General features: G+C 41.4%; 23 protein-coding genes. 19 read left to right on the top strand and 4 right to left on the bottom strand.

What is annotated here, in order from left to right:
* Positions 1 to 26: 26 nt before the first annotated feature.
* From ACYVQ1_RS04095 to ACYVQ1_RS04075, 5 genes are all read left to right on the top strand, one after another.
* The gene (locus tag ACYVQ1_RS04095; RefSeq protein ID WP_048673773.1) at positions 27 to 587 is read left to right on the top strand and encodes an HAD-IA family hydrolase; all 561 of its coding nucleotides are present in this window, start codon (positions 27 to 29) and stop codon (positions 585 to 587) included.
* A complete protein-coding gene (gene gyrB / locus ACYVQ1_RS04090) occupies positions 588 to 2540 on the top strand; it encodes a DNA topoisomerase (ATP-hydrolyzing) subunit B (RefSeq protein ID WP_048673771.1) in 1953 nt (650 codons plus the stop codon). It abuts the gene before it with no gap.
* A gap of 96 nt (positions 2541 to 2636) precedes the next feature.
* Positions 2637 to 4361 (top strand): septation ring formation regulator EzrA, encoded by a 1725-nt coding sequence (gene ezrA / locus ACYVQ1_RS04085; protein ID WP_461249921.1) that lies wholly within the window; start codon positions 2637 to 2639, stop codon positions 4359 to 4361.
* Between the two features lie 111 nt (positions 4362 to 4472).
* A complete protein-coding gene (serB, locus tag ACYVQ1_RS04080; protein WP_461249922.1) occupies positions 4473 to 5120 on the top strand; it encodes a phosphoserine phosphatase SerB in 648 nt (215 codons plus the stop codon).
* Between the two features lie 226 nt (positions 5121 to 5346).
* Positions 5347 to 5586, top strand: a complete 240-nt coding sequence (locus tag ACYVQ1_RS04075; RefSeq protein WP_002884756.1) for a hypothetical protein — start codon at positions 5347 to 5349, stop codon at positions 5584 to 5586.
* Between the two features lie 36 nt (positions 5587 to 5622).
* Here the strand turns inward: ACYVQ1_RS04075 and ACYVQ1_RS04070 are convergent, their stop codons facing one another.
* Together ACYVQ1_RS04070 and ACYVQ1_RS04065 are read right to left on the bottom strand one after the other, a co-directional pair.
* Positions 5623 to 6513 carry a DMT family transporter gene (locus tag ACYVQ1_RS04070; protein ID WP_270326295.1) on the bottom strand — a complete coding sequence of 297 codons (891 nt, stop codon included), beginning with the start codon at positions 6511 to 6513 and terminating at the stop codon, positions 5623 to 5625.
* 115 nt (positions 6514 to 6628) lie between these two features.
* A complete protein-coding gene (locus ACYVQ1_RS04065; RefSeq protein WP_270615234.1) occupies positions 6629 to 6994 on the bottom strand; it encodes a histidine kinase in 366 nt (121 codons plus the stop codon).
* A 246-nt stretch (positions 6995 to 7240) separates the two neighbouring features.
* Between ACYVQ1_RS04065 and ACYVQ1_RS04060 the strand changes: the two genes are divergently transcribed.
* From ACYVQ1_RS04060 to ACYVQ1_RS04030, 7 genes are all read left to right on the top strand, one after another.
* Positions 7241 to 7606 carry an OsmC family protein gene (locus tag ACYVQ1_RS04060; RefSeq protein WP_037598323.1) on the top strand — a complete coding sequence of 122 codons (366 nt, stop codon included), beginning with the start codon at positions 7241 to 7243 and terminating at the stop codon, positions 7604 to 7606.
* Positions 7607 to 7699: 93 nt separating this feature from the next.
* Positions 7700 to 8083: a PaaI family thioesterase gene (locus ACYVQ1_RS04055; RefSeq protein ID WP_139724526.1), complete on the top strand. Its 384-nt coding sequence runs from the start codon at positions 7700 to 7702 to the stop codon at positions 8081 to 8083.
* Positions 8084 to 8096: 13 nt separating this feature from the next.
* The gene (locus ACYVQ1_RS04050; protein ID WP_461249923.1) at positions 8097 to 9071 is read left to right on the top strand and encodes a GyrI-like domain-containing protein; all 975 of its coding nucleotides are present in this window, start codon (positions 8097 to 8099) and stop codon (positions 9069 to 9071) included.
* The gene (locus ACYVQ1_RS04045) at positions 9072 to 9803 is read left to right on the top strand and encodes a pseudouridine synthase (protein WP_461249924.1); all 732 of its coding nucleotides are present in this window, start codon (positions 9072 to 9074) and stop codon (positions 9801 to 9803) included. It abuts the gene before it with no gap.
* Positions 9804 to 9883: 80 nt separating this feature from the next.
* Positions 9884 to 10012 (top strand): DUF4044 domain-containing protein, encoded by a 129-nt coding sequence (locus tag ACYVQ1_RS04040; RefSeq protein WP_002884629.1) that lies wholly within the window; start codon positions 9884 to 9886, stop codon positions 10010 to 10012.
* Between the two features lie 94 nt (positions 10013 to 10106).
* Positions 10107 to 11420 (top strand): GTPase ObgE, encoded by a 1314-nt coding sequence (obgE, locus tag ACYVQ1_RS04035; RefSeq protein WP_002891491.1) that lies wholly within the window; start codon positions 10107 to 10109, stop codon positions 11418 to 11420.
* Between the two features lie 376 nt (positions 11421 to 11796).
* The gene (locus tag ACYVQ1_RS04030; protein WP_002884415.1) at positions 11797 to 11994 is read left to right on the top strand and encodes a hypothetical protein; all 198 of its coding nucleotides are present in this window, start codon (positions 11797 to 11799) and stop codon (positions 11992 to 11994) included.
* 76 nt (positions 11995 to 12070) lie between these two features.
* Here ACYVQ1_RS04030 and ACYVQ1_RS04025 read toward each other — a convergent pair whose 3' ends face one another.
* Complete coding sequence (locus tag ACYVQ1_RS04025) at positions 12071 to 12811, bottom strand: amino acid ABC transporter ATP-binding protein (protein ID WP_037601657.1); 741 nt, start codon at positions 12809 to 12811, stop codon at positions 12071 to 12073.
* Positions 12811 to 15009: an ABC transporter substrate-binding protein/permease gene (locus tag ACYVQ1_RS04020; protein ID WP_270615229.1), complete on the bottom strand. Its 2199-nt coding sequence runs from the start codon at positions 15007 to 15009 to the stop codon at positions 12811 to 12813. The genes ACYVQ1_RS04025 and ACYVQ1_RS04020 overlap by 1 nt, the downstream gene beginning before the upstream one ends.
* Before the next feature lie 200 nt (positions 15010 to 15209).
* On the opposite strand from ACYVQ1_RS04020, the gene ACYVQ1_RS04015 reads away from it, so the two are divergent.
* From ACYVQ1_RS04015 to ACYVQ1_RS03985, 7 genes are all read left to right on the top strand, one after another.
* Positions 15210 to 16145: a CPBP family intramembrane glutamic endopeptidase gene (locus tag ACYVQ1_RS04015; protein ID WP_461249925.1), complete on the top strand. Its 936-nt coding sequence runs from the start codon at positions 15210 to 15212 to the stop codon at positions 16143 to 16145.
* A 68-nt stretch (positions 16146 to 16213) separates the two neighbouring features.
* Positions 16214 to 16840, top strand: coding sequence for a hypothetical protein (locus ACYVQ1_RS04010; RefSeq protein ID WP_461249926.1), 627 nt, complete (start codon positions 16214 to 16216; stop codon positions 16838 to 16840).
* Positions 16830 to 18821, top strand: coding sequence for an excinuclease ABC subunit UvrB (gene uvrB, locus ACYVQ1_RS04005; protein ID WP_461249927.1), 1992 nt, complete (start codon positions 16830 to 16832; stop codon positions 18819 to 18821). Before ACYVQ1_RS04010 ends, uvrB begins: the two co-directional genes overlap by 11 nt.
* A 43-nt stretch (positions 18822 to 18864) precedes the next feature.
* A complete protein-coding gene (locus tag ACYVQ1_RS04000; protein ID WP_118189174.1) occupies positions 18865 to 19329 on the top strand; it encodes an 8-oxo-dGTP diphosphatase in 465 nt (154 codons plus the stop codon).
* 215 nt (positions 19330 to 19544) lie between these two features.
* The gene (locus ACYVQ1_RS03995) at positions 19545 to 20357 is read left to right on the top strand and encodes a transporter substrate-binding domain-containing protein (protein ID WP_270615222.1); all 813 of its coding nucleotides are present in this window, start codon (positions 19545 to 19547) and stop codon (positions 20355 to 20357) included.
* Between the two features lie 12 nt (positions 20358 to 20369).
* Entirely contained in the window at positions 20370 to 21167 is a 798-nt protein-coding gene (locus ACYVQ1_RS03990; protein ID WP_461249928.1) for a transporter substrate-binding domain-containing protein, read from the top strand.
* Between the two features lie 244 nt (positions 21168 to 21411).
* Entirely contained in the window at positions 21412 to 22521 is a 1110-nt protein-coding gene (locus tag ACYVQ1_RS03985) for an aminotransferase (protein WP_461249929.1), read from the top strand.
* Position 22522 lies beyond the last annotated feature (1 nt).

The raw sequence follows: 22522 nt of genomic DNA, 5'->3' as shown, positions 1-22522 counted from the left end.
TGACCTTTTATGTTATAATTAAGGTTATGAATTATGGAGATTATATCTGGGATTTGGGTGGTACCTTGTTGGATAATTACCAGGTATCAACCCAAGCCTTTCTAGCAACTTTAGAACAATTTGAGCGTACAGCAGAACCTCAAGCAGTCTATGATGCCCTTAAGGTATCAACGAGCACTGCCATTGCTATGTTTGCGCCTGATATAGCTGATTTTCGAACCTTATATAAGCAGGAGGAAGCCAAGCATTTACAGGAACCTGTTCTTTTTGAAGGTGCTAGGGCTGTCCTAGCTAAGATTGTGACAGAGGGTGGGCGTAATTTTTTGGTTAGCCACCGTAATCACTTGGTGCTAGACATCCTTGATAAAGCAGAAATTGCCTCTTATTTTACAGAGGTTGTAACTTCTGAAAATGGTTTTGCTAGAAAGCCGAGTCCAGATAGTTTCCTTTATTTAATTAAAAAATACGATATTAAACACGGCTTGGTCATTGGTGACCGCCAGATAGATATAGAGGCAGGAAAAGTAGCGGGTCTGGATACCTTGCTTGTTGACGGCCATAAATCATTATTGGAGATTGTGACATAAATGACTGATGAATTAAAAAATCTTGAAGAAAAAGCGCAAGAATATGATGCCAGCCAGATTCAAGTCCTAGAGGGACTTGAAGCGGTACGTATGCGCCCGGGTATGTATATTGGCTCAACCTCAAAAGAGGGATTGCATCATTTGGTATGGGAGATTGTCGATAACTCAATCGATGAGGCCTTGGCTGGTTTCGCCACTCATATTCAAGTCTTTATTGAGCCGGACAATTCTATTACGGTTGTCGATGATGGTCGTGGTATTCCAGTCGATATCCAAGAAAAAACTGGCCGTCCTGCGGTAGAAACTGTCTTTACAGTACTTCACGCTGGTGGTAAATTCGGCGGAGGCGGTTATAAGGTCTCTGGTGGTTTACACGGGGTTGGTTCTTCGGTCGTTAATGCCCTCTCAACACAACTTGATGTTAAGGTTTATAAAAATGGCCATATCCACTTCCAAGAGTATAAACGTGGGGTAGTGGTAGCAGATTTGGCAGTAATTGGGGAAACAGAGAAACATGGTACGACTGTTCACTTTACGCCAGACCCAGAGATTTTCCAAGAGACAACCGAGTTTGATTTTGGAAAATTGGCTAAACGTATCCAAGAATTAGCCTTTTTGAACAAGGGGCTCCGTATCTCTATCACAGATAAGCGTGAAGGTCTCGAACAAGAGAAACATTATCACTACGAAGGTGGTATCACATCTTATGTGAAATACATCAATGAAAACAAGGATGTTATCTTTGATGAACCTATCTACACTGATGGTGAGATGGATGGTATTTCGGTTGAAGTTGCTATGCAATACACAACTGGCTATCATGAAACAGTGATGAGTTTTGCAAACAATATTCACACCCATGAAGGTGGTACTCACGAACAAGGTTTCCGTACAGCCTTAACGCGTGTCATTAATGACTATGCGCGTCAGAATAAGATTCTCAAAGAAAAAGATGATAATTTGACAGGGGATGATGTTCGTGAAGGTTTGACTGCTATCATCTCTGTTAAACATCCAAACCCACAGTTTGAAGGTCAAACTAAGACCAAGCTTGGAAACTCTGAAGTGGTTAAGATTACCAATCGTCTCTTCAGTGAAGCTTTGAGTCGCTTCCTCTTGGAAAATCCTGCAATCGCTAAGAAGATTGTTGAAAAAGGGATTTTGGCTTCTAAGGCTCGTATCGCCGCTAAGCGTGCCCGTGAAGTGACACGTAAGAAGTCAGGTCTTGAAATTTCTAACCTTCCAGGGAAGTTGGCAGACTGTTCATCGAATAATGCTGAAATGAATGAACTTTTCATTGTCGAAGGGGACTCAGCCGGTGGATCTGCTAAATCAGGTCGTAACCGTGAATTCCAAGCTATTCTGCCAATTCGAGGTAAGATTTTGAACGTTGAAAAGGCTAGCATGGATAAGATTCTAGCCAATGAAGAAATTCGTTCTCTCTTCACAGCTATGGGAACAGGTTTTGGAGCTGAATTTGATGTCAGCAAGGCTCGTTACCACAAGTTGGTAATCATGACCGATGCCGATGTCGATGGGGCTCACATCCGTACTTTGCTTCTGACTTTGATTTACCGCTTTATGCGTCCAGTCTTGGAAGCAGGCTATGTCTACATTGCTCAACCACCAATTTATGGGGTTAAGGTTGGTTCTGAGATTAAAGAATACATCCAACCAGGTGTCGATCAAGAAGACAAATTGCGTGCTGCTCTTGAAAAGTATAGTGTGGGACGTTCAAAACCTACAGTTCAACGTTATAAAGGTTTGGGTGAAATGGATGACCACCAACTTTGGGAAACAACCATGGACCCTGAAAATCGTTTGATGGCACGTGTTTCTGTGGATGACGCTGCAGAAGCAGATAAGATTTTCGATATGCTGATGGGAGACAAGGTTGAACCTCGCCGCGAATTTATCGAAGAAAATGCCGTTTACAGTACTCTAGATATCTAATATTCTTTTAGAAAAGGGTGCAATGCTAGGATAACTATGATATAATCGTAATGTTATTCTACATTTATGAACATAATAGACGATTAAGGAGAAACTATGTCTAGCGGAATTGTTTTACTGATTGTAGTGGTAGTTATACTCGTAATTATCGCTTACTTAGTCGGTATTCTTATTAGAAAACGAAATGATTCGCGGATTGCACAGCTTGAAGAACGCAAGCAAAAATTGTTTGACTTGCCAATTAACGAAGAAATTGAAGAAGTTAAAAAGCTTCACTTGATTGGACAAAGTCAAACAACATTCCGTGAATGGAATCAGAAATGGATTGATATCTCGACAAATTCATTCGCAGATATTGAAAATCATATTTTTGAAGCTGAAAATATGAACGATACCTTCCATTTCTTCAAGGCTAGTGGTGAAATCAATAATATTGAGAGTCAGTTAGATCTTGTGGAAGAAGACATTAAGTCTATCCGTGAGGCGCTCTCAACCTTGAAAGAACAAGAAGAAAAGAACAGTGCTCGCGTTAAACACGCACTTGACTTGTACGAAGAGTTGCAAAATTCTATCGAGGAAAACTCTGATAATTTTGGCTCTACTATGAGTGAAATCAATAAACAGCTTAAAAACATTGAAGCAGAGTTTGCTGAATTCGTGACTCTTAACTCATCAGGTGACCCTGTTGAGGCATCAACCATTTTGGACCGTGCAGAGGAGCATACTATTGCTTTGGGTCAAATTTCAGAGAAGATTCCAGCCATTGTAGCTAAGTTGGAAGATGATTTCCCAGATCAGTTGGATGATTTGGAATCTGGCTACCGCAAGTTGATTGAGCAAAATTACCACTTCCCTGAGAAAAATATCGAACGTCGCTTCCAGGAAATTCGTGAAGCTATCCGTTCAAACTCAAGTGAGTTGGTTTCTCTTGATCTGGATCGTGCGGAAGAAGAAAACGCTGAGATTCAAGAAAAAATTGACAATTTGTATAGCATTTTTGAACGTGAAATTGCATCGTACAAGGTTGTTATGCGTCAAAAGAAAATTTTGCCAGATTATCTCAAGCATGCTAAAGAAAACAACAAGAAACTTCAAGAAGAGCTTGAGCGTCTCATGTTGACTTACATCTTCGATGAAACATATGCGGCAGATGTTCGTAGCTTTGCATCTGATATTTCAGGTGTGGAGACGGCTGTTCTTCCAACTCTTGAAAATTTTGAAACTCAGGTAAAACCATTCTCAGAACTTGAGAAAATCTTTGAAAAGAGTCTTAATACCTTGTCAGCTGTTGAAAACGGTCAGGTTGAGGTCTTTGAAAATCTTCTGGCTATTGAGAAAAACGAAGCTAAAGCACGTGAAGAGCTTGATGTTTATGTTAATAAATTGCATGTTATCAAGCGTTACATGGAAAAACGTAACCTGCCAGGTATTCCTCAGTCCTTCTTGAGTGTATTCTTCTCAACTAGTGCTCAAATTGAGGCCCTTATGGACGAACTTAGCCGTGGCCGTATTAATATTGATGCGGTAATGCGTTTGACAGAAACATCTAAAAACGCCATTGATCATTTGGAAGAGACTGCTTACTTGGTTGTTCAAAATGCAACCTTGACTGAGCAACTCTTGCAATACTCAAACCGCTACCGTTCGTTCGAACCTGCTGTTCAAAGTAGCTTTGAGCATGCACTTAAATTGTTTGAGGTTGATCATGATTATGATGCATCTTTGGAAGAAATCTCTTATGCCTTGGAAACAGTTGAACCAGGTGTGACAGATCGTTTTGTATCATCTTACGAGAAGACACGCGAACAAATTCGTATGTAAGAGAAAGATTCTGGACTACGGTCCAGAATTTTTTGTAAGGTCCGTTTTTCATTTCATATTTGAATTAAATCTAGTGAAGGCTTATATAGACATCGAAGAATCGAGGTAATTATGTCAGAAGTTAAAGGTTTATTAGTTATGGACGTAGATTCTACGCTAGTCCAAGAAGAAGTTATTGATTTATTGGGAGAAGAAGCAGGCGTTGGTCAAAAGGTTGCTGAAATCACAGAGCGTGCCATGCGTGGAGAATTGGATTTTAGACAGGCCTTGAATGAGCGTGTGGCGACCCTCAAGGGATTGCCAGAGAGTATATTTGACAAGGTCTACGCCCGTATTCATTTCAACAAGGGAGCCAAGGAACTTGTAGATGAACTCCACGCCCGTGGCTTTAAGGTAGGCTTGGTTTCTGGAGGTTTCCATGAGACTGTGGATAGACTAGCAGTTGAAGTAGGAATCGATTATGTTAAGGCTAATCACCTAGAGGTGGTTGACGGTGTCTTAACTGGTAAGGTCTATGGTGACATTGTCACCAAAGATGTCAAGGTAGCCAAACTCAAAGATTGGGCAGCAGAAAATGGTCTCGAACTCTCGCAAACCATTGCTATGGGTGATGGAGCCAATGATTTGCCTATGATTAAGACAGCTGGCATAGGTATCGCCTTTTGTGCCAAACCAATTGTCCGTCAACCAGCTCCTTACCAAATCACAGAACCAGATTTGTATAAGGTGATTGAGATTTTGGATGAGGTTAAGAAATAGTAGCTATAAAAAGAGTCCTTTGGATAATTCCAAGGGACTTTTGGGGCAACAAAAAAGCACCGAATCGGTGCCACTTTTTTCAAGTTGTATACGGACTAAGCCTTATTTTAACTTTGCTGTATTGTTTTAAATGGTTTCAATACCTTTGTTATAACGATTTTCGGTTGACTTCTCTTAAAACTCATCTTATCATAGAGGAGCATAGTATTGAAATGGGGGAAGAGACATGTTATACGAATATCCAGCGATTTTTCACACGATTGAGGAAGGTTATCAAATTAGTTTTCCTGATTTTGGTCGTAGCATTAGGGCAGATTCTTTACCTCTTGCCATGACAAAAGCGTCTGTGTTCTTATCACATATTATTAAGGGGTATGGAGATAAGGCTTTACCTGAGCCGACTGCGGTAAGTAGCATTCCTAATGAGGAAGAGCTCGTCGTGTTAATCCAAACAGAGCTTGATTAAGACTAAAAACTCTCGGAAGATTAATTCCCGAGAGTTTTAGGTTTTATTGGCCACATAGACGCCCAAGACGACTAAAATTCCTGCAAAAATTTGTAAATGCGAGAAGGGTTCTCCTAAGACAACGACAGCCGCTAGAATTGAGATAATTGTCGAAATCCCAATAAAGGATGCTGTTCGGTTAACCCCGATAGTTGCGATGGCAAAATTTGATAGAAGATAGCCCAGAACACTGCATCCCAAGCCTTGATAAAGGATGGTGATAGTGAATTTTGGATTGGTCACAGGGAGTAGCAAGAGCTCTTTCAAATCGCCTGCTAGAAAGCCTTGGCTGAGAGCAAAGAGTCCAAATGTCAGGCAACCACTGGCAAGCATATAATAAGTAATCTCAAGGCTACTGAATTGACTAGCCCTTTCAACATCAACGCAATACAGGGCGTAGGAGACAACTGCTAGACCTAGAATCAAGTAGCCCACCAGGGAGAAGTGGGTAGAACCGCCAGCAGCAAAGACAGCAATGATAATACCGATGAGGGTTGTAATGACACCGACCACTTGCCAACGACTTGGCCATTCTTTCAAAATAAGACTAGACATGATAAGGGCAACGACTGGGATGCAGGCGAGAAAGGCTCCACTTTCAGAGGCAGTAGTCATCCGAATCCCAATCGTTTCGCAGATAAAATAGATAATAGGATTAAGAATGGCAATACGTGTCAGAGGTTTAAGATTTCTACCGTTAATTGTTATCCGACGTCGACTGATGAGAAAATAGAGGTTAATAAAAAGGAAGGCTGTGACAAAACGCCAAGAGATTAAAGCCAGGTCACTGACCTGTGCTGTAATAGATTTGGTAAATATAAAACTGAGCCCAAAGAGAATCTCACAAGTCGCTGCAGCCAAACATCCCAAGATGATTTTATTTTTCATTGTCTCACCTCCTGAATTTGGATTTCCACGCCTATTATAGCACTTTCAGGAAGCGTTTACATCAATTTAAATCTAAAAAATAGACTAGCAGAATAGCTAGCCTTTTTTATCTTATTTAGTTACCAATTGAAACAGTTCCGTCTGATCCGACTTTGACGTTTGTACCGTCTTGGCTATTAACTTCGACTGAACCATCTTGACCAACTGTTGCGCTGTTACCTTCGCTATCGTTAGCTTCTACAGTGTTGTTGCCGTTTGTTTTTGCTGAGTTACCGTTTCCGTCGCTGACTTCAGTTGATCCATCTTTGTTGACTTTTACTGAAGCACTTGAATCAGTTGAAGAAGATTCTTTGGTCACCTTGCTTGATGATGGTGCTGAAGATGACGAGTCAGTTTTGTCTTTAGGGTTGCCACATGCTGCTAAGGTCAACAAGGCAAGAACTGAGACAGAGGCTAAAGTTAATTTAGAAAATGTTTTCATAATAGACTCCCTTTTTTCTTAATAAATTCATTTTAAATGAAAAACCAAAATTTTAAAAGCGCTCCCAGTCGTTTTTACTCAACTGGAATCCCTAGGTAATATCAGTGTTGTACAAGACTAATCTATTGGAAAATAAGAGTTAAAAACCCTTACGCTTTCTGTTTTTTTGATAGATATTTCAAATCGTTCAGCTCGGTCCTTAGGCCTCTCTTTGTTATAATAATAAAAACAGATTGAGGTGATATGATGTATCAAACAACAATTAAAGGTGACAAACGATTCCATTCACTTTCAGAGGGGTATGGAGCACCTGTAGAACTTTTTGGCTATACGGAAGATGGGGAAACACCTATGAGCCTGGTGAATATTGCTTTGGCTTCTTGCGTGACCATGTGTCTACAGAGTTATTTTGCCAAGTATCAGGGAATTGAGGAGCTTGCTATTCAGGTTGATTCCAACTATGAAGAAGGGCATTTCACACTTGCGATTCATTTACCTAAGGATCTGATTTTGGAAAATGAACAAGAACTCTTGGCTTTTGTGGATAATTATTGTCGAGTGAAGAAGCTTTTTCGTGAAGATATTAAGGTTGATATTAGCTTAGCTAAATAAGCTTGTTATCCTTTATGAACTTCGTGTTATACTAGTAGATAAAGACGTGTCATTTCACTAGGTGTGGAATGAGCAACGATAGGAGGGCTTGCTATGGAAGACAAACTACATGAGATCCGTGTATTTGAGAATTTTCAAGAAGAACTATTTGAAACGGGACATGTTATCGTGATAACTAAGGTAGTCGAGAAGTCCCTGAATTATTTTGGTAATGCTCATGGGGGATATCTGTTTACGCTTTGTGACCAGGTCGCAGGGCTCGTAGCCATTTCAACAGGTGACTATGCGGTGACGCTTCAGTCTAATATCAATTATCTCAAGGCAGGGCATTTGTCTGACCAACTCAAGATTGAGGGATTGTGTGTTCATAATGGCAAGACGACCAAGGTGGTGGAAGTTGTCATTACTAATCAGGAAGAGAAAATTCTTACAAGGGCTACATTTACTATGTATGTGACAGGCTCGGTCGAGGAATAGAAAAGGAGCGTTTATGTCAGATTTTCAAACCATGGATGACTTTGCGGTCTTTGTTAATGACTACCTGACACCAAACCAACTGGGCGTTCAAGCATATTCCTATGCATCTGACCAGCAGGAGCTCTCTCTTCTGGTGACCATTGACGATTATGAGATGATGTGTCGTTGGCATGCTGTTTGGACTTTTTCAGGTTTACACCAGGCCTTCTTTCAGTCTGTAATGGACACTGACAACACCTTTTCAATTGATAGTGATAGCTTGGCTATGAAGGCTCGTTTAAGAGATCAAGAGCTCTTGTTTAAGGCAAACGGGCTTGAGATGGTGGTTGTCGATTTGCCTGAACCTCTTTTTCGTTTAGCTGATGTGTCTTTTAACGAAGGAGGAAAGCACTTTACCTATCTTTGTGAAAATCAAAGTGTTGCAGCAGAAGATTGGGTCTTGGTTCCTATAGGCTCTGGTAATGCCGAAAAAGAAGCATTTGTAGAAAAGATTTCCTATGTCCTAGCGGACGAGGTTCCAGTTGAGCTGACAAAACTGAAAAAGGTGATTCAAAAGTTGGATTTAGTAACCGTTCGTTATGATGTGAGGATTGTTCGGAAGGGATTTTTGAGTTTTTCAGGGATGGCTTTTGAAGGCGAGGAATTAGGTAAGCCAACAGACTTCCTTTGGGTACCTTTTTTAGCAGAACAAGATGATTTGTCTGTTTCTACCTATGGCATTCGGATCAATGATGGCAGTCGCAAGACTTATGTAACAGCCTTGGCTGGTGAGGATGATAGTATGGAAATGATTGCTCTAGCACCAGCTACTTATGCGGTATTTAAACTTAGAGGGCCTGCAACGGCAGCTGTTTGGGAGAGTTTTCACTATGCTAAGAACCATTTTGAAATGATTGACCAGCCCACTGTAGAGGTTTATCTGCCAGGAAATCGTCAGGCTGAAGATTATGAGATGGAAGTTTGGATTCCAATAAAGGAGGAAGTTTAGATGCGTCTGGATAAGTTTTTGGTAGACTGTGGTGTCGGGAGTCGTAGTCAGGTCAAGACCTTTCTAAAAAAGAAGCAAGTGACTGTAAATGGTCAAGTGGAGACGTCACCTAAGGCTCAGATTGATGAGAATAAAGACCGAATTGCTTACTTGGGTCAGGAGCTGACACATGAGACCTTTGTTTACTATCTTTTAAATAAGCCTCAGGGTGTCATTTCAGCAACAGAGGATGCCCGTCACAAGACAGTGCTCGATTTACTCGATGACACAGCAAGACATAAGCAAGTTTTTCCAGTTGGTCGCTTGGATATTGACACTCATGGTCTTCTTCTATTGACCAATAATGGTGACTTAGCTCACGCCATGCTATCTCCAAAGAAACATGTGGACAAGATTTATCAAGCCAAGGTGGATGGTATCATGGATCAGGAGGATATTCTGGCTTTTGAAAAAGGGATTGAACTCAAAGACCACACTTGCCAACCAGCTAAACTAGAGATTGTATCCGTAGATAGGGATGCTGGGACTAGCTTGGTTCAGATTACCATTGCTGAGGGAAAATTCCATCAGGTTAAGCGTATGGTAGCTGCTTGTGGTAAGGAAGTGACAGAGTTACAACGTATGAGTATGGGGCCTTTAAGTCTGCCAGATGATTTAGAACTTGGTGCTTGGCGACGTTTAACCGAGGAGGAGTTGGAAGCTTTAGCTGTTTTTGGAATTCCTTTGGCTTAAGCTAGTTAAGAGTTGCGAAATGGGAAGATTTTTGTTACTATTATTGTGAAATAATAGAAGAAAAAACGAGGTAAATTCAAGTGGCATTTGGAGATAACGGACCACGTAAGAAATCATTTTTTGAACGTCTAACAGTATTGGTCGTTTTGATTATGCTATTAGTAACAGTTGGGGCATTGATTTTCCAAGCAGTCGCAGCTGTCCTTTAAGACGCTATCAAGCGTTTTTTTGTGTCTGTCAGAAATTCTCTCATATGAGAATGTCTTGTTATAGGACACATGAATCAGAAAGAGAGATATAGAGATGAGTATGTTTTTAGATACAGCCAAGATTAGTGTCAAAGCTGGTCGTGGTGGTGACGGGATGGTCGCTTTCCGTCGTGAGAAATATGTACCCAATGGCGGTCCTTGGGGCGGTGACGGTGGTAAGGGTGGCTCAGTCATTTTCAAGGTTGACGAAGGCTTGCGTACCCTTATGGATTTCCGTTATAACCGTAAATTCAAGGCTAAGAATGGCGAAAAAGGGATGACCAAGGGAATGCATGGTCGAGGTGCTGAAGACCTCATCGTTAGCATCCCGCCAGGTACGACAGTTCGTGATGCTGAGACTGGCAAGGTTATTACTGATTTGGTTGAAGATGGCCAAGAGTTTGTCATTGCTCACGGTGGACGTGGTGGTCGAGGAAATATCCGTTTTGCAACACCTCGTAACCCTGCTCCTGAAATCGCTGAAAATGGTGAACCAGGTGAAGAACGCGAACTTCAATTGGAATTGAAGATTTTGGCTGATGTTGGTTTGGTTGGTTTCCCATCTGTTGGTAAATCAACGATTCTCAGTGTGGTAACGGCAGCAAAACCAAAGATTGGTGCCTATCATTTTACGACAATTGTTCCTAACTTGGGAATGGTCCGTACTAAGTCAGGTGAGAGCTTTGCTATGGCTGACCTTCCAGGATTGATTGAGGGGGCTAGTCAGGGTGTTGGTTTGGGAACGCAGTTCCTTCGCCACATTGAGCGTACACGTGTTATCCTCCATGTGATTGACATGTCAGCGAGTGAAGGACGTGATCCTTACGAGGATTATCTTCAGATCAATAAAGAGTTGGAAACTTACAACTTACGCTTGATGGAACGCCCACAAATTATTGTGGCTAATAAGATGGACATGCCTGAGGCTGAGGAAAACTTGAAAGAGTTTAAGGAAAAATTGGCTGCTAACTACGATGAATTCGATGAGTTGCCACAAATTTTCCCAATTTCAAGTTTGGCTCACCAAGGTTTGGAAAATCTCTTAGAAGCTACTGCAAAATTGCTTGATGAGACCGACGAATTCTTGCTTTATAGCGAAGATGATATGGAACAAGAAGAAGTTTACTACGGCTTTAACGAGGATGAACGTCCATTTGAAATTAGCCGTGACGACGATGCCTCATGGGTACTTTCTGGTGAGAAACTTGAAAAACTCTTTGTCATGACTAACATGGAACGTGACGAATCTATTATGAAATTTGCTCGTCAATTGCGTGGTATGGGAGTTGATGAAGCGCTTCGTGAACGTGGCGCCAAGGATGGGGACATTGTTCGTATCGGTAACTTCGAATTTGAGTTTGTGGATTGACGTTGAAAGACTCTCTAAGTGCTAAAGCACTTGCTAGTCTACGGCAGTCGCTATGACGAACTGCCTATCAACCTCACTAACTGCGTAAAGTCGGTATAATCGACCGACTTTCCTTCGTGTCGTTACCATGAAAGACTCTCTAAGTGCCTAGCACTTGATAGTTTACGGCAGCCGCTATGGCGGATTGCCTATCAACCTCACTAACTGCACAAAGTCGGTATAATCGACCAACTTTCCTTCGTGTCGTTACCATGCAAGACTCTCTAAGTGCCAAGCACTTGCTAGTCTACGGCAGTCGCTATGGCGAACTGCCTATCAACCTCACTAACTGCGTAAAGTCGGTGAAATATAAAAATATTGAAATAAGAGGTTTACAATGGGAGATAAACCGATATCCTTCAGGGATAAAGATGGGAACTTTGTTTCTGCGGCCGATGTTTGGAATCCAAAGAAACTTGAAGAACTCTTTACGCGCTTAAATCCTAACCGAAAACTCCGTCTTGAGCGTGAACGTTTGGCAAGGGAAGAAGCAGCAAAACACCCTGAATTAAATGAAGAAACAGAGCAAGTCTAGCACTTGCTCTGTTTTTTTTCTTATCCAAATTGGTAATCAAAAACAGCTACTCTAGCAAGAGTAACTGTTGTGATGATTAAGCGTTTAGAACCTTGTCCAAGAATTCTTTCAAACGTGGGTGTTGTGGGTTATCGAAGATTTGATCTGGCGTACCATCTTCGAGGAACTCACCGTCCGCAGTAAAGATAACACGGTTAGCAACCTGACGGGCAAATCCCATTTCGTGAGTAACGATAATCATGGTCATACCTTGCTCTGCCAATTCTTTCATAACGTTAAGAACGTCTCCGACCATCTCAGGGTCAAGGGCAGAAGTAGGTTCGTCAAAGAGCATGATGTCAGGATTCATCGCCAAACCACGTGCAATTGCCACACGTTGCTTTTGCCCACCTGACAAGCTATCAGGTGTAGCATCGGCTTTGTCAGCAAGTCCAACACGATCAAGAAGATCCATAGCTAATTTATCAGCTTCTTCCTTGTTCATACGTCCAAGTTCAACAGGTGCAAATGTTACGTTTTCAAGGACTGTCATGTGTGGGAAGAGGTTGAAATGTTGGAAGACCATTCCGATATTTTCACGGGCTTTGTCAAGGTCTGTCTTAGGATCTGATAATTCATAGCCATCAACGACTACTTTACCAGATGTCACTGTCTCAAGTAGGTTAAGCGTACGAAGGAAGGTTGATTTACCTGAACCTGAAGGACCGATGATACATACAACGTCACCTTCGTAGAATTTGGCGTCAATGCCTTTAAGGACTTCATTGTCGCCGTATGATTTGTGCAAGTCCTGCACATCGATTTTCAATTCAGCCATTATTTAAGTCTCTTTTCTAGTCGTTTAGCCAATTTCGTTAAGCATGTGATGATAACCAAGTAAAGGAGGGCCAAAATCGCATACATACGGAATGATTGGTAGTTACGAGCAATGATGATTTTACCAGTTTGGAAGAGTTCAACCAGACCGATAGCTGATACGATAGTCGTATCTTTCAATGAGATAACAAATTGGTTGATGAAGTTTGGCAACATCAAGCGAACCGCCTGTGGCAAGATAACCTTACGCATTGTTGTATTGTAAGGAACACCCAAGCTTCGGCTGGCTTCCATCTGACCAATAGGGACAGCTTCAATACCACCACGCACGATTTCGGCAATGTAAGCACCACCGTTAAGTGAGAGGGCGATTGTTGCTGCCACAAAATCATTGATTGGTGACTGGTGACCAGTGATATTTTCAATCAAGTTAGGAATACCCCAGTAGATGAAGGCTGCAACGATCATCAATGGGATACCACGAACCACGTCGACAAAGACTTGTGAAATCACACGAAGTGTCTTGTTTGGTGCAACTGCCATCATACCGAAGATAACACCGATAATCATGGCAATAGCAAATGAAAGAAGGGTCAAACCAAGGGTAATTCCAAGACCTTGGAGAAGTTGTTTGTAGTTGTTTTTAATCAAGCCTACGATGGTTGTTTCATCGGTAGCTTTTTTTGTGCTTCCTTCTTTTGATTTGTTGCTATCGAGGTATTTATTGATAATCTTATCGTAAGTACCATCTTTCACGATAGCAGCCAAACCATTGTTGAACATTTCAATCAACTCAGGATTAGCACCTTTTTTAACAGCAAAGCCGACTTCACCAGTAGCAATACCTTCGATAGGTGTTGTAAAGTTACGCCCTTGTTGGATAGCGTATAGAAGAACGGCTTCATCATCCATAAGAGCATCGATTGAACCAGAGTTCAAGCTGTCGTACATAGTAGAAGCTTCATCGTAAGCACGAACAGTAAAGCCATATTCACCAGCATGGTCTTCCAACCATGAGTAAGATGACGTACCATTTTTAGCTCCTACAGTCTTACCTTTAAGATCCTTGTAAGATTTAACCTTACTTCCTTTAGCTACAGCCAAACGAATGTTTGATGTGTAGTAAGGATCTGAGAAGTCGAAGATTTGTTTACGAGCATCAGTGATGGTCATACCAGCCAATACGGCATCAGCTTGGCTAGATTGTACAGCATTAAGTGATGCATCGAAACCAGGGTTTGTCAATTTGACATTGAAACCTTGGTTTTTAGCAATGGCATTGATGATATCGACATCGATACCTACATATTTACCTGAACCATTTTGGTATTCGAATGGAGCAAAAGATGAGTCCATTGAGATAGTGTAGGTTTCCTTAGCAGGAGTGGCTTTTGCGTTGGCATCACCAGTCAATTTAAGATCTGCTGAAGGTTTTGATGAAGAAGATTTTGATGAGTCACCCAACCATTTGTTCATGATTTTGTCGTAGGTGCCGTCTTCCTTCATTTCCTTAAGAGCTTCGTTGAAGTCTTTGATAAGATTTTCGTGTTTTCCACCTTTTTTAACAGCGAAAGCGAAGCTACCGATAGATTCAGGCTTAATGTTGATAGCGTAGTCTTTTCCTTGACCAATAGCGTATTTAACAACTGGTGTGTCGTCCATAGCTGCGTCAACAGAACCAGAATCCAAGCTGTTGTTCATCAAGTCGCTAGTGTCAAAAGTTTTAACTGTGAAACCATATTTGCTAGCGTTTTTATCAAGCCAAGTTTGAGAAGCGGTACCGTTTTTAACACCGACTGTTTTACCCTTCAATTGTTTGTAGTCGCTGACTTTATCGCTACTACGTGTGTAGATAACAATTGAGGTGTCGTAATAAGTGTCTGAGAAAGTAAAGACCTTCTTACGTTCGTCGGTAACAGTAGTACCGGCCATGAGGGAGTCAGCTTGTCCTGATTGAACCGCGTTAACGGCGGCATCGAAACCAGGGAAGGTTTGGTTAACGTCCCAATTCTTACGTTTGGCAACTTCGTTGATGATATCAACGTCGATACCCTTATAGGTCTGATCAGAATCTTTGAATTCAAATGGGGCATAGGCTGTATCTGAAACGACTGAGACAGTCTCGGCAGATACCTTAGCTCCGAAAACAAAGAAAACAGACATGGCACTCAAAAAGAGTGTCAGAAGTTTTTTCTTCATTATAAAAAGTTCTCCTTTATAAAATACTTTCCCATTTTATCAAAAAAAGCCCTTGATATCAAACTTCCAGAGGTGTTATGTTAGAAAATATGACAAAATCAGTTAGTTATGAGAGCTTTTTTAGAAGAATTTGACAAGCTTGTGTCAATTAGTTACACTGTAATCGAATACATGTAAGATTTGTTACAGGAGCTAAAAAAATGAAGAAACGTATGCTTGAGAAATATACCAGTCGATATGATAAAGTCCCAAGTTGGCTGATGATTATGCTGTCCTGTTTTATTGCCTTTGGTTATTTCCTTATAAGTGGATTTCTATCAGGGATTGTTGTGGGAATTCCAATGGCTATTGTTCTTTCGTTCTTAGTATTAAATGGCAACATTCAGTTCCAGGATATACATTCGATTTACTATAAATTGTTTTCAACCTTGTATTTTCAGTTGGGAACCTTTGTCTTTACTGCCTTAGCTATCTTTTTCTGGGTTAAAGTTGTTGAAAAACGCCCCATTCGTACACTAGGATTTTTTAAGGGTCATATTTGGTTGAACTTGCTTAAGGGTTGGGGACTTGGAACTTTGCTCTTGTTAGTTAGTTTCCTTGGGACTTATTTACTTGGAGGGGTAGAATTTGTAAAAGTGGACTTTTCTCAGAGAACAATCCTATATATACTATCTCTAATACCTTTCTGGTTTATCCAAGGTGGAACCGAGGAACTGGTGACACGTGGTTGGTTGCTTCAGACGGTGACTAATAAATTAAACCTTTCTTGGGGAATTGCTATTTCAAGTTCTTTCTTTTCAATATTACACCTAGGAAATCAAGGTGTTACCGCCTTGTCTCTCATCAGTATTGTTCTAGTGGGTGTTCTCATGGCTCTTTACATGCTCAAGACAGATAATATCTGGGGTGTAGCGGCTCTTCACGGTGCTTGGAACTTTGCGCAAGGAAATCTAGTTGGCGTGTCAGTTAGTGGACAAAATGCAGGTGGCAGCTTATTGCACTTTCAGGCCAGGTCAGGCGTGCCTGATTGGTTGTCAGGTGGGGCCTTTGGCCTAGAAGGTAATATCGTTACCTGTGTGGTTTTGGTGGTAGGTATCATCATCCTTCGATTACAATTGAAGAAAGAAAACTTTTAAGGCTGAGTTCAAAGACTCGGTCTTTTTACTTCTGTGTTAAAATAGAAGAAACACTTGGAGGGGGCAATATGATAGTTAAGCTTGATAGGGTCATGTTGAAATTGAAAATAGTGGTTGGCCTTATATTTTCCGTCTTGTCTTTATGGATTCTTTGTCCTGAGCTCATTAGAGGTTCTCTCCGTGAAAATCCAGTCAAGCAGTTTCTTGCTGTCATTGTTTTATTTTGGCTTTTATTTTGCATTATTCTTCTCATAGACGGTATCGTAAATCTCAAAGGTCATGGTAACCTCTTGGAACTTGATGACAATTTCTTTACCTACTACGGCCAAGCATTTGGACGGAAAACCTTTGACATTCCCTTATCTGAGATTGAATTTGTCAAGAAAGCTTGGACAACACGGATGGAGGATATTGGACGCTCTTCGACGGTGAGATATTCTTTGAAACGTATTGAGCATCTCTTCGACTATGATGCCGAAGTTGATGATAAAAAGAGGTACCAGGTTTTGCTTGTCTTCTTCAAAAATGGTGAGACAGCTGTTACCTATGACAAAAAACTCGGTTATCAGACACGAAGAAAGCGCAAATATGTTGCTGAGACACGAATGATACATATTCCCATCACTAGTGGAGAAATCTTCTCCGACCAAGAGATGAATGATTACATAAATGAAAGGAAAAATCATGATAGATAGAAAAGAAGACAACCAATTTCATTTGGTTTCTAAATATGAACCATCTGGGGATCAACCTCAGGCCATCGAAACCTTGGTTGATAATATCGAAGGTGGGGAGAAGGCTCAAATCCTAAAGGGAGCGACAGGGACAGGTAAGACCTATACCATGAGTCAGGTCATCCAGCGCGTGAATAAACCAACCTTGGTTATCGCCCACAATAAAACCTTAGCAGGTCAGCTTTACGGAGAATTCAAGGAGTTTTTCCCAGACAATGCTGTGGAATACTTCGTTTCCTACTACGATTTCTATCAGCCAGAGGCCTATGTACCATCATCAGATACCTATATCGAAAAAGATAGCTCTGTAAACGATGAAATTGATAAGCTACGACACTCAGCAACGTCGGCCCTCCTTGAGCGTAATGATGTTATCGTTGTGGCTTCTGTTTCTTGTATTTACGGTTTGGGTTCGCCCAAAGAATATGCTGATTCAGCGGTCAGCCTTCGACCAGGCCAAGAGATTTCTCGAGACAAGCTGCTAAATGACCTAGTTGATATCCAGTTTGAGCGAAACGATATTGATTTCCAACGTGGGAAATTCCGTGTGCGTGGCGATGTGGTCGAAATTTTTCCTGCCAGCCGTGATGAGCACGCCTTTCGTGTCGAATTTTTCGGTGATGAGATTGACCGCATCTGTGAGATTGAGAGTTTGACAGGACGCAATCTCGGTGAAGTCGAGCACCTTGTTCTTTTCCCGGCGACTCACTTTATGACTAATGAAGAGCATATGGAAGAGGCCATCAAGAATATTATGGAAGAGATGGAAGCTCAAGTTAAACAATTTGAAGCTGAGGGTAAGCTCATCGAGGCTCAACGTATCCGCCAAAGGACAGAATACGATGTTGAAATGCTTCGTGAGATGGGCTACACAAATGGAGTTGAAAACTACTCACGACACATGGATGGGCGAAAAGAGGGCGAGCCACCGTTCACCTTGCTTGATTTCTTCCCAGAAGATTTCCTCATCATGATTGATGAAAGCCACATGACAATGGGTCAGATTAAGGGAATGTATAACGGGGACCAAGCTCGTAAGAAGATGTTGGTTGATTACGGTTTCCGTTTGCCATCGGCGCTTGATAACCGTCCACTTCGACGTGAAGAATTCGAGAGTCATGTGCATCAGATTGTATATGTTTCTGCTACTCCAGGCGACTATGAGATGGAACAGACCGAGACTGTGGTTGAGCAAATCATCCGTCCGACAGGGCTTCTTGATCCAGAAGTCGAAGTGCGTCCAACTATGGGTCAAATGGATGACCTCCTTGGTGAAATTAATGCCCGTACTGAAAAAGGCGAGCGTGTCTTTGTAACTACTTTGACTAAGAAGATGGCTGAAGACTTGACTGACTATCTCAAGGAAATGGGTGTCAAGGTCAAATACATGCACTCTGACATTAAGACTCTAGAGCGTACAGAGATTATCCGTGACCTACGTTTGGGTGTCTTTGATGTTCTTATCGGTATTAACCTTCTTCGTGAGGGAATTGACGTTCCTGAAGTTAGTCTGGTTGCTATTTTGGATGCTGATAAGGAAGGCTTCCTTCGTAACGAACGTGGACTTATCCAAACAATCGGACGTGCTGCCCGAAATAGTGAGGGGCACGTTATCATGTATGCGGATAAGATTACAGAGTCTATGCAGAAGGCCATGGATGAAACAGCTCGTCGTCGTGAAATCCAGATGGCCTATAATAAGGAGCATGGTATTGTTCCACAAACGATTAAGAAAGAAATTCGTGACCTTATTTCTATTACCAAGGCTAATGAAGCAGAAGTAGCAGAGGACACTATGGACTACAGTGCCATGAACAAAAAAGAACGCCAAGAAGCCATCAAGAAACTTCAAAAACAAATGCACGAAGCAGCAGAACTGCTTGACTTTGAATTGGCTGCACAAATCCGTGACATGGTGTTAGAACTGAAGAGTATGGATTAAGGCTGCTTTCCTCACTTAAGCAATATAATAAGAAAGGAACTATATGTCACGTTCACAAGCAACTATTCTGACCAATATGTGTCTCATCGAAGATGGTCATGGAAATATTGTCATGCAAATCCGCGATCCCAAGCGTTATTCTTGGTCGGGAGCTGCCTTGCCAGGTGGTCATATCGAAGCACACGAGGGGCTAGTTGAGTCAGTTATCCGTGAGGTCAAGGAAGAAACTGGCTTGACCATCAGAAATCCTAAGCTAGTTGGTATGAAACATTGGTACACGACAGATGACGAGCGTTATCTGGTGTTCCTCTATAGAACTTCAGACTTTGAAGGAGACATTCACTCGACAGAAGAGGGAGAAGTCCGTTGGGTTGCTCGAGAGGATGTACCTAACATGGATCTAGCCTATGATATGCTCAACCTCCTGCGAGTGTTTGAAGAGGATCAACTTTCCGAACTTTTCTATCGTGAGCGTCTTGAAAATGACTTTATCCGAGAATTTTGGTAAAAAAAATGAACTATTTATTCAAATGAATGAATAGTTTTTTTGTCTTTAAAATCGGATAAAAGGTCTTAAAACAAAGGAATTTCAAAATTTATAACGGTGCTAAGATTAATAAAAATAAAAATTATAATCAATAAAAGTCCATTTTATCGTTGACAAATGCATAATAATGCATTATTATACTTACATAGTTAATAAATATAGAAAAGAGATTGATTATGAAACCTTGGAAAAAACTTTTATTGGGACTTGCAGGTGTCTTTGCTTTGACGGCTTTAGCGGCTTGTTCTTCATCGACTAACACCTTAGATAAAGTAAAAGATAAGGGGACTTTGACTGTCGCTCTTAATCCCCACTTTGCCCCTTTTGAATTTAAAACCATCCAAGATGGTAAGGATACTATTGTTGGAGCAGACGTCGAAATTGCCAAGGCCATTGCTGATGAACTTGGTGTAAAAGTCAAATTTTCTGAGATGTCCTTTGACAATGTCCTAGCTAGCGTTCAATCTGGTAAAGCAGACATCGCCATTTCCGGAATCTCTGCCACTAAGGAACGTCAGAAAATCTTTGATTTCTCAGATACCTACTATGAGTCTGAAACGGTTCTTGTTGTCAAAAAAGATGCCACAGAAACTTACAAACAAACTAGCGACTTTGCTAAGAAATCTGTAGCTGTTCAAAAAGGATCAATTCAAGAAAATATCGCCAAAGCCAATTTGTCGGATGCCAATGTGGTTTCCTTGGCGCAACCTGGTGAAGCTATCAATGAGTTGAAATCAGGTCAAGTTGAAGGAGTGGTACTAGAAAAAGCTATTGCTCAAGGTTACGTGGAACAAAATAGTGACTTAGCTATGTCAGATATTGCTCTAAAATCAGATTCAAACGATGCCTACGCTGTAGCTATGCCTAAGGGCAGCGATGAGCTTAAAGCCAAGGTTAATAAGGTTATCGCTAAACTCAAAAAAGAAGGTAAAATTGACAGCTATGTTCAAGATGCCTACGCTCTTTCACTTAAGAGTTCTAGCAAATAAGGAGTCACATATATGAAGAGATTTTGGTTTATGCTTATAGCCCTAGTTGCCACGTGCTTCCTTGTTGCATGTAGTGGGAGTCAGGGAGTGAGCACAAAAACGATTAAGGAAAATAAGAAAATTGTCGTGGCAACAGAGTCTGAATTTGCACCGTTTGAATTCAAATCGTTGGTCAATGGCAAGGATACCTTAGTTGGAGCAGATATCGAGTTGGCTAAAGCTATCGGGAAAAAACTTGGTGTGAAAGTTGAATTTTCCGTTATGTCTTTTGATAATGTCCTCGCTAGTGTGCAAAGTGGTAAAGCAGACATCGCCATTGCAGGAATCTCGGTAACAGACGAGCGTAAGAAAGTCTATGATTTTTCTGATAGCTACTATACCTCTGAAAATGTAGTGATTGTCAAAAAAGACAAGGTGAATGATTTTACAAGTGCTGACAGTCTCGCTAAACAAACTGTCGGTACGCAAAAAGGGTCCGTTCAAGAAACAGTTGCTAAGAAACAAATCTCTAAGGCAAGTGTGGTGTCACTGGCTTCAAATGGCGAGATGATTAACGAACTCAAGTCAGGACAGATTCAAGCAGTTGTCCTTGAAAAAGCTATTGCAGAAGGTTATATCGCACAGAATGATGATTTAACCCTTGCTAGCTTTAACCTTAAGTCAGATGGTTCAGATGCTTATGCAGTCGCGACACGTAAGGGTTCGGACGATTTGCTTAAAGAAATCAATGCCGTCATCAAAGAAACCAAGGACTCTGGAAAATTTGACCAGTGGTTAAAAGAAGCATCAACCTACAAACAAAGTAAGTAAATTTAAAACTTCTGAGTACCCGAAACGAGTCAATTTCAGGTGCTTTCATCAACGGCGGAAAGTCTCGTTTGGTGTTGGCTTTGCTCACTCAAGGGGAGTCGCCAAAAATTCTTAAATCTAAATGGGGCAATACCCCATTTTTTATTGAATTCTCTGCTAAAAACAGTTATTATCAAAGTAGGTAAGTCTGTCAAAATAGACAAATGACATCGTATAGAGTGCTTAAGAAAAGCAAGGAGAAACTATGAAGCTACCACGTTTTGGTGTTGAAGAATGGCTGAATGTCCATGAAAAGTCTGCCATATATGATATCGCAGGAGTTTCAATTAAGGCCCTCACAATGGAAGAATTATTTGACTTATCAGGCCTTGATAAGGAAGCCTTTTTTGCTCAACTACTAAAGAAAAAGATGGATTACGGCTGGATTGAAGGGTCACCAGAGTTCAAAACTCAAGTGGCTAGCTTATATAAGGACATGCCGGTTGATAATATCCTCCAAACTAATGGGGCTACAGGAGCGACGATGCTAGCCCTTTACGCTCTTATTGAGCCTGAGGACCATGTCATCTCCATGTATCCAACTTATCAGCAGCTCTATGACATTCCTAAGTCACTAGGAGCAGATGTGGACCTCTGGGAGATTGAGGAGGACAATAACTGGTTGCCTGATTTGGACCAACTTCGCCGTCTGATTCGCCCAAATACCAAGATGATCTGCATTAACAATGCCAACAATCCTACTGGTGCCCTTATGGATACTGCTTACCTTGAGGAGCTTGTGACTATCGCTAAAGAAGTAGACGCCTATATCTTCTCAGATGAGGTCTATCGCAGTTTTGACCAACCTGCACCTTCTATTGTGGATTTGTATGAAAAGGGCATTGCCGTCAACAGTCTTTCAAAGACCTATTCGATTCCCGGTATTCGTGTGGGTTGGGTAGCTTCTAACACTGAGGTGGCGGACATTCTGCGTGACTACCGCGACTACACGATGATTTGTGCTGGAGTCTTTGATGATATGGTGGCTACCCTTGTCTTGGAAAATAAAGAGTCCATCTTGAAACGCAACCGTCAGATTGTAGAGGAAAATCTAGCCCTTATGGATGCCTGGATTGCCAAAGAGCCTAAGGCTAGCTGGATTCGTCCTGCTAGTGTGTCAACTTCCTTCGTCAAATTAGATGTGAATCGTCCTATCGAAGATTTTGCCTTAGAGCTTCTTCAGGACCATGGTGTTCTTGTGGTTCCGGGTAACCGTTTTGACAAGGAGTCCCATGTCCGCATCGGTTATTGTTGTGATAAGGAAGTCCTTCAAAAGGGCTTAGAAAAACTGTCGCAATTTCTTAATAAATGTTGAC

The organism is Streptococcus parasalivarius (genome assembly GCF_054785155.1).
The sequence above is the reverse complement of the archived record's forward strand: the minus strand, read 5'-3'. Positions and strand labels throughout refer to the sequence as shown.

Bases quoted from the DNA above. Each gene is read 5' to 3' on its own strand.
- ACYVQ1_RS04030 (WP_002884415.1), top strand. From the start codon at position 11,797: ATGGGAGATAAACCGATATCCTTCAGGGATAAAGATGGGAACTTTGTT.
- ACYVQ1_RS04075 (WP_002884756.1), top strand. From the start codon at position 5,347: ATGTTATACGAATATCCAGCGATTTTTCACACGATTGAGGAAGGTTAT.
- ACYVQ1_RS04070 (WP_270326295.1), bottom strand. From the start codon at position 6,513: ATGAAAAATAAAATCATCTTGGGATGTTTGGCTGCAGCGACTTGTGAG.
- ACYVQ1_RS04015 (WP_461249925.1), top strand. From the start codon at position 15,210: ATGAAGAAACGTATGCTTGAGAAATATACCAGTCGATATGATAAAGTC.
- uvrB (WP_461249927.1), top strand. From the start codon at position 16,830: ATGATAGATAGAAAAGAAGACAACCAATTTCATTTGGTTTCTAAATAT.
- ACYVQ1_RS04000 (WP_118189174.1), top strand. From the start codon at position 18,865: ATGTCACGTTCACAAGCAACTATTCTGACCAATATGTGTCTCATCGAA.
- ACYVQ1_RS04065 (WP_270615234.1), bottom strand. From the start codon at position 6,994: ATGAAAACATTTTCTAAATTAACTTTAGCCTCTGTCTCAGTTCTTGCC.
- ACYVQ1_RS04050 (WP_461249923.1), top strand. From the start codon at position 8,097: ATGTCAGATTTTCAAACCATGGATGACTTTGCGGTCTTTGTTAATGAC.
- ACYVQ1_RS04055 (WP_139724526.1), top strand. From the start codon at position 7,700: ATGGAAGACAAACTACATGAGATCCGTGTATTTGAGAATTTTCAAGAA.
- gyrB (WP_048673771.1), top strand. From the start codon at position 588: ATGACTGATGAATTAAAAAATCTTGAAGAAAAAGCGCAAGAATATGAT.
- ACYVQ1_RS03985 (WP_461249929.1), top strand. From the start codon at position 21,412: ATGAAGCTACCACGTTTTGGTGTTGAAGAATGGCTGAATGTCCATGAA.
- ACYVQ1_RS04095 (WP_048673773.1), top strand. From the start codon at position 27: ATGAATTATGGAGATTATATCTGGGATTTGGGTGGTACCTTGTTGGAT.
- ACYVQ1_RS03990 (WP_461249928.1), top strand. From the start codon at position 20,370: ATGAAGAGATTTTGGTTTATGCTTATAGCCCTAGTTGCCACGTGCTTC.
- obgE (WP_002891491.1), top strand. From the start codon at position 10,107: ATGAGTATGTTTTTAGATACAGCCAAGATTAGTGTCAAAGCTGGTCGT.
- ACYVQ1_RS04010 (WP_461249926.1), top strand. From the start codon at position 16,214: ATGATAGTTAAGCTTGATAGGGTCATGTTGAAATTGAAAATAGTGGTT.
- ACYVQ1_RS04045 (WP_461249924.1), top strand. From the start codon at position 9,072: ATGCGTCTGGATAAGTTTTTGGTAGACTGTGGTGTCGGGAGTCGTAGT.
- ACYVQ1_RS04020 (WP_270615229.1), bottom strand. From the start codon at position 15,009: ATGAAGAAAAAACTTCTGACACTCTTTTTGAGTGCCATGTCTGTTTTC.
- ezrA (WP_461249921.1), top strand. From the start codon at position 2,637: ATGTCTAGCGGAATTGTTTTACTGATTGTAGTGGTAGTTATACTCGTA.
- ACYVQ1_RS03995 (WP_270615222.1), top strand. From the start codon at position 19,545: ATGAAACCTTGGAAAAAACTTTTATTGGGACTTGCAGGTGTCTTTGCT.
- ACYVQ1_RS04060 (WP_037598323.1), top strand. From the start codon at position 7,241: ATGTATCAAACAACAATTAAAGGTGACAAACGATTCCATTCACTTTCA.
- serB (WP_461249922.1), top strand. From the start codon at position 4,473: ATGTCAGAAGTTAAAGGTTTATTAGTTATGGACGTAGATTCTACGCTA.
- ACYVQ1_RS04025 (WP_037601657.1), bottom strand. From the start codon at position 12,811: ATGGCTGAATTGAAAATCGATGTGCAGGACTTGCACAAATCATACGGC.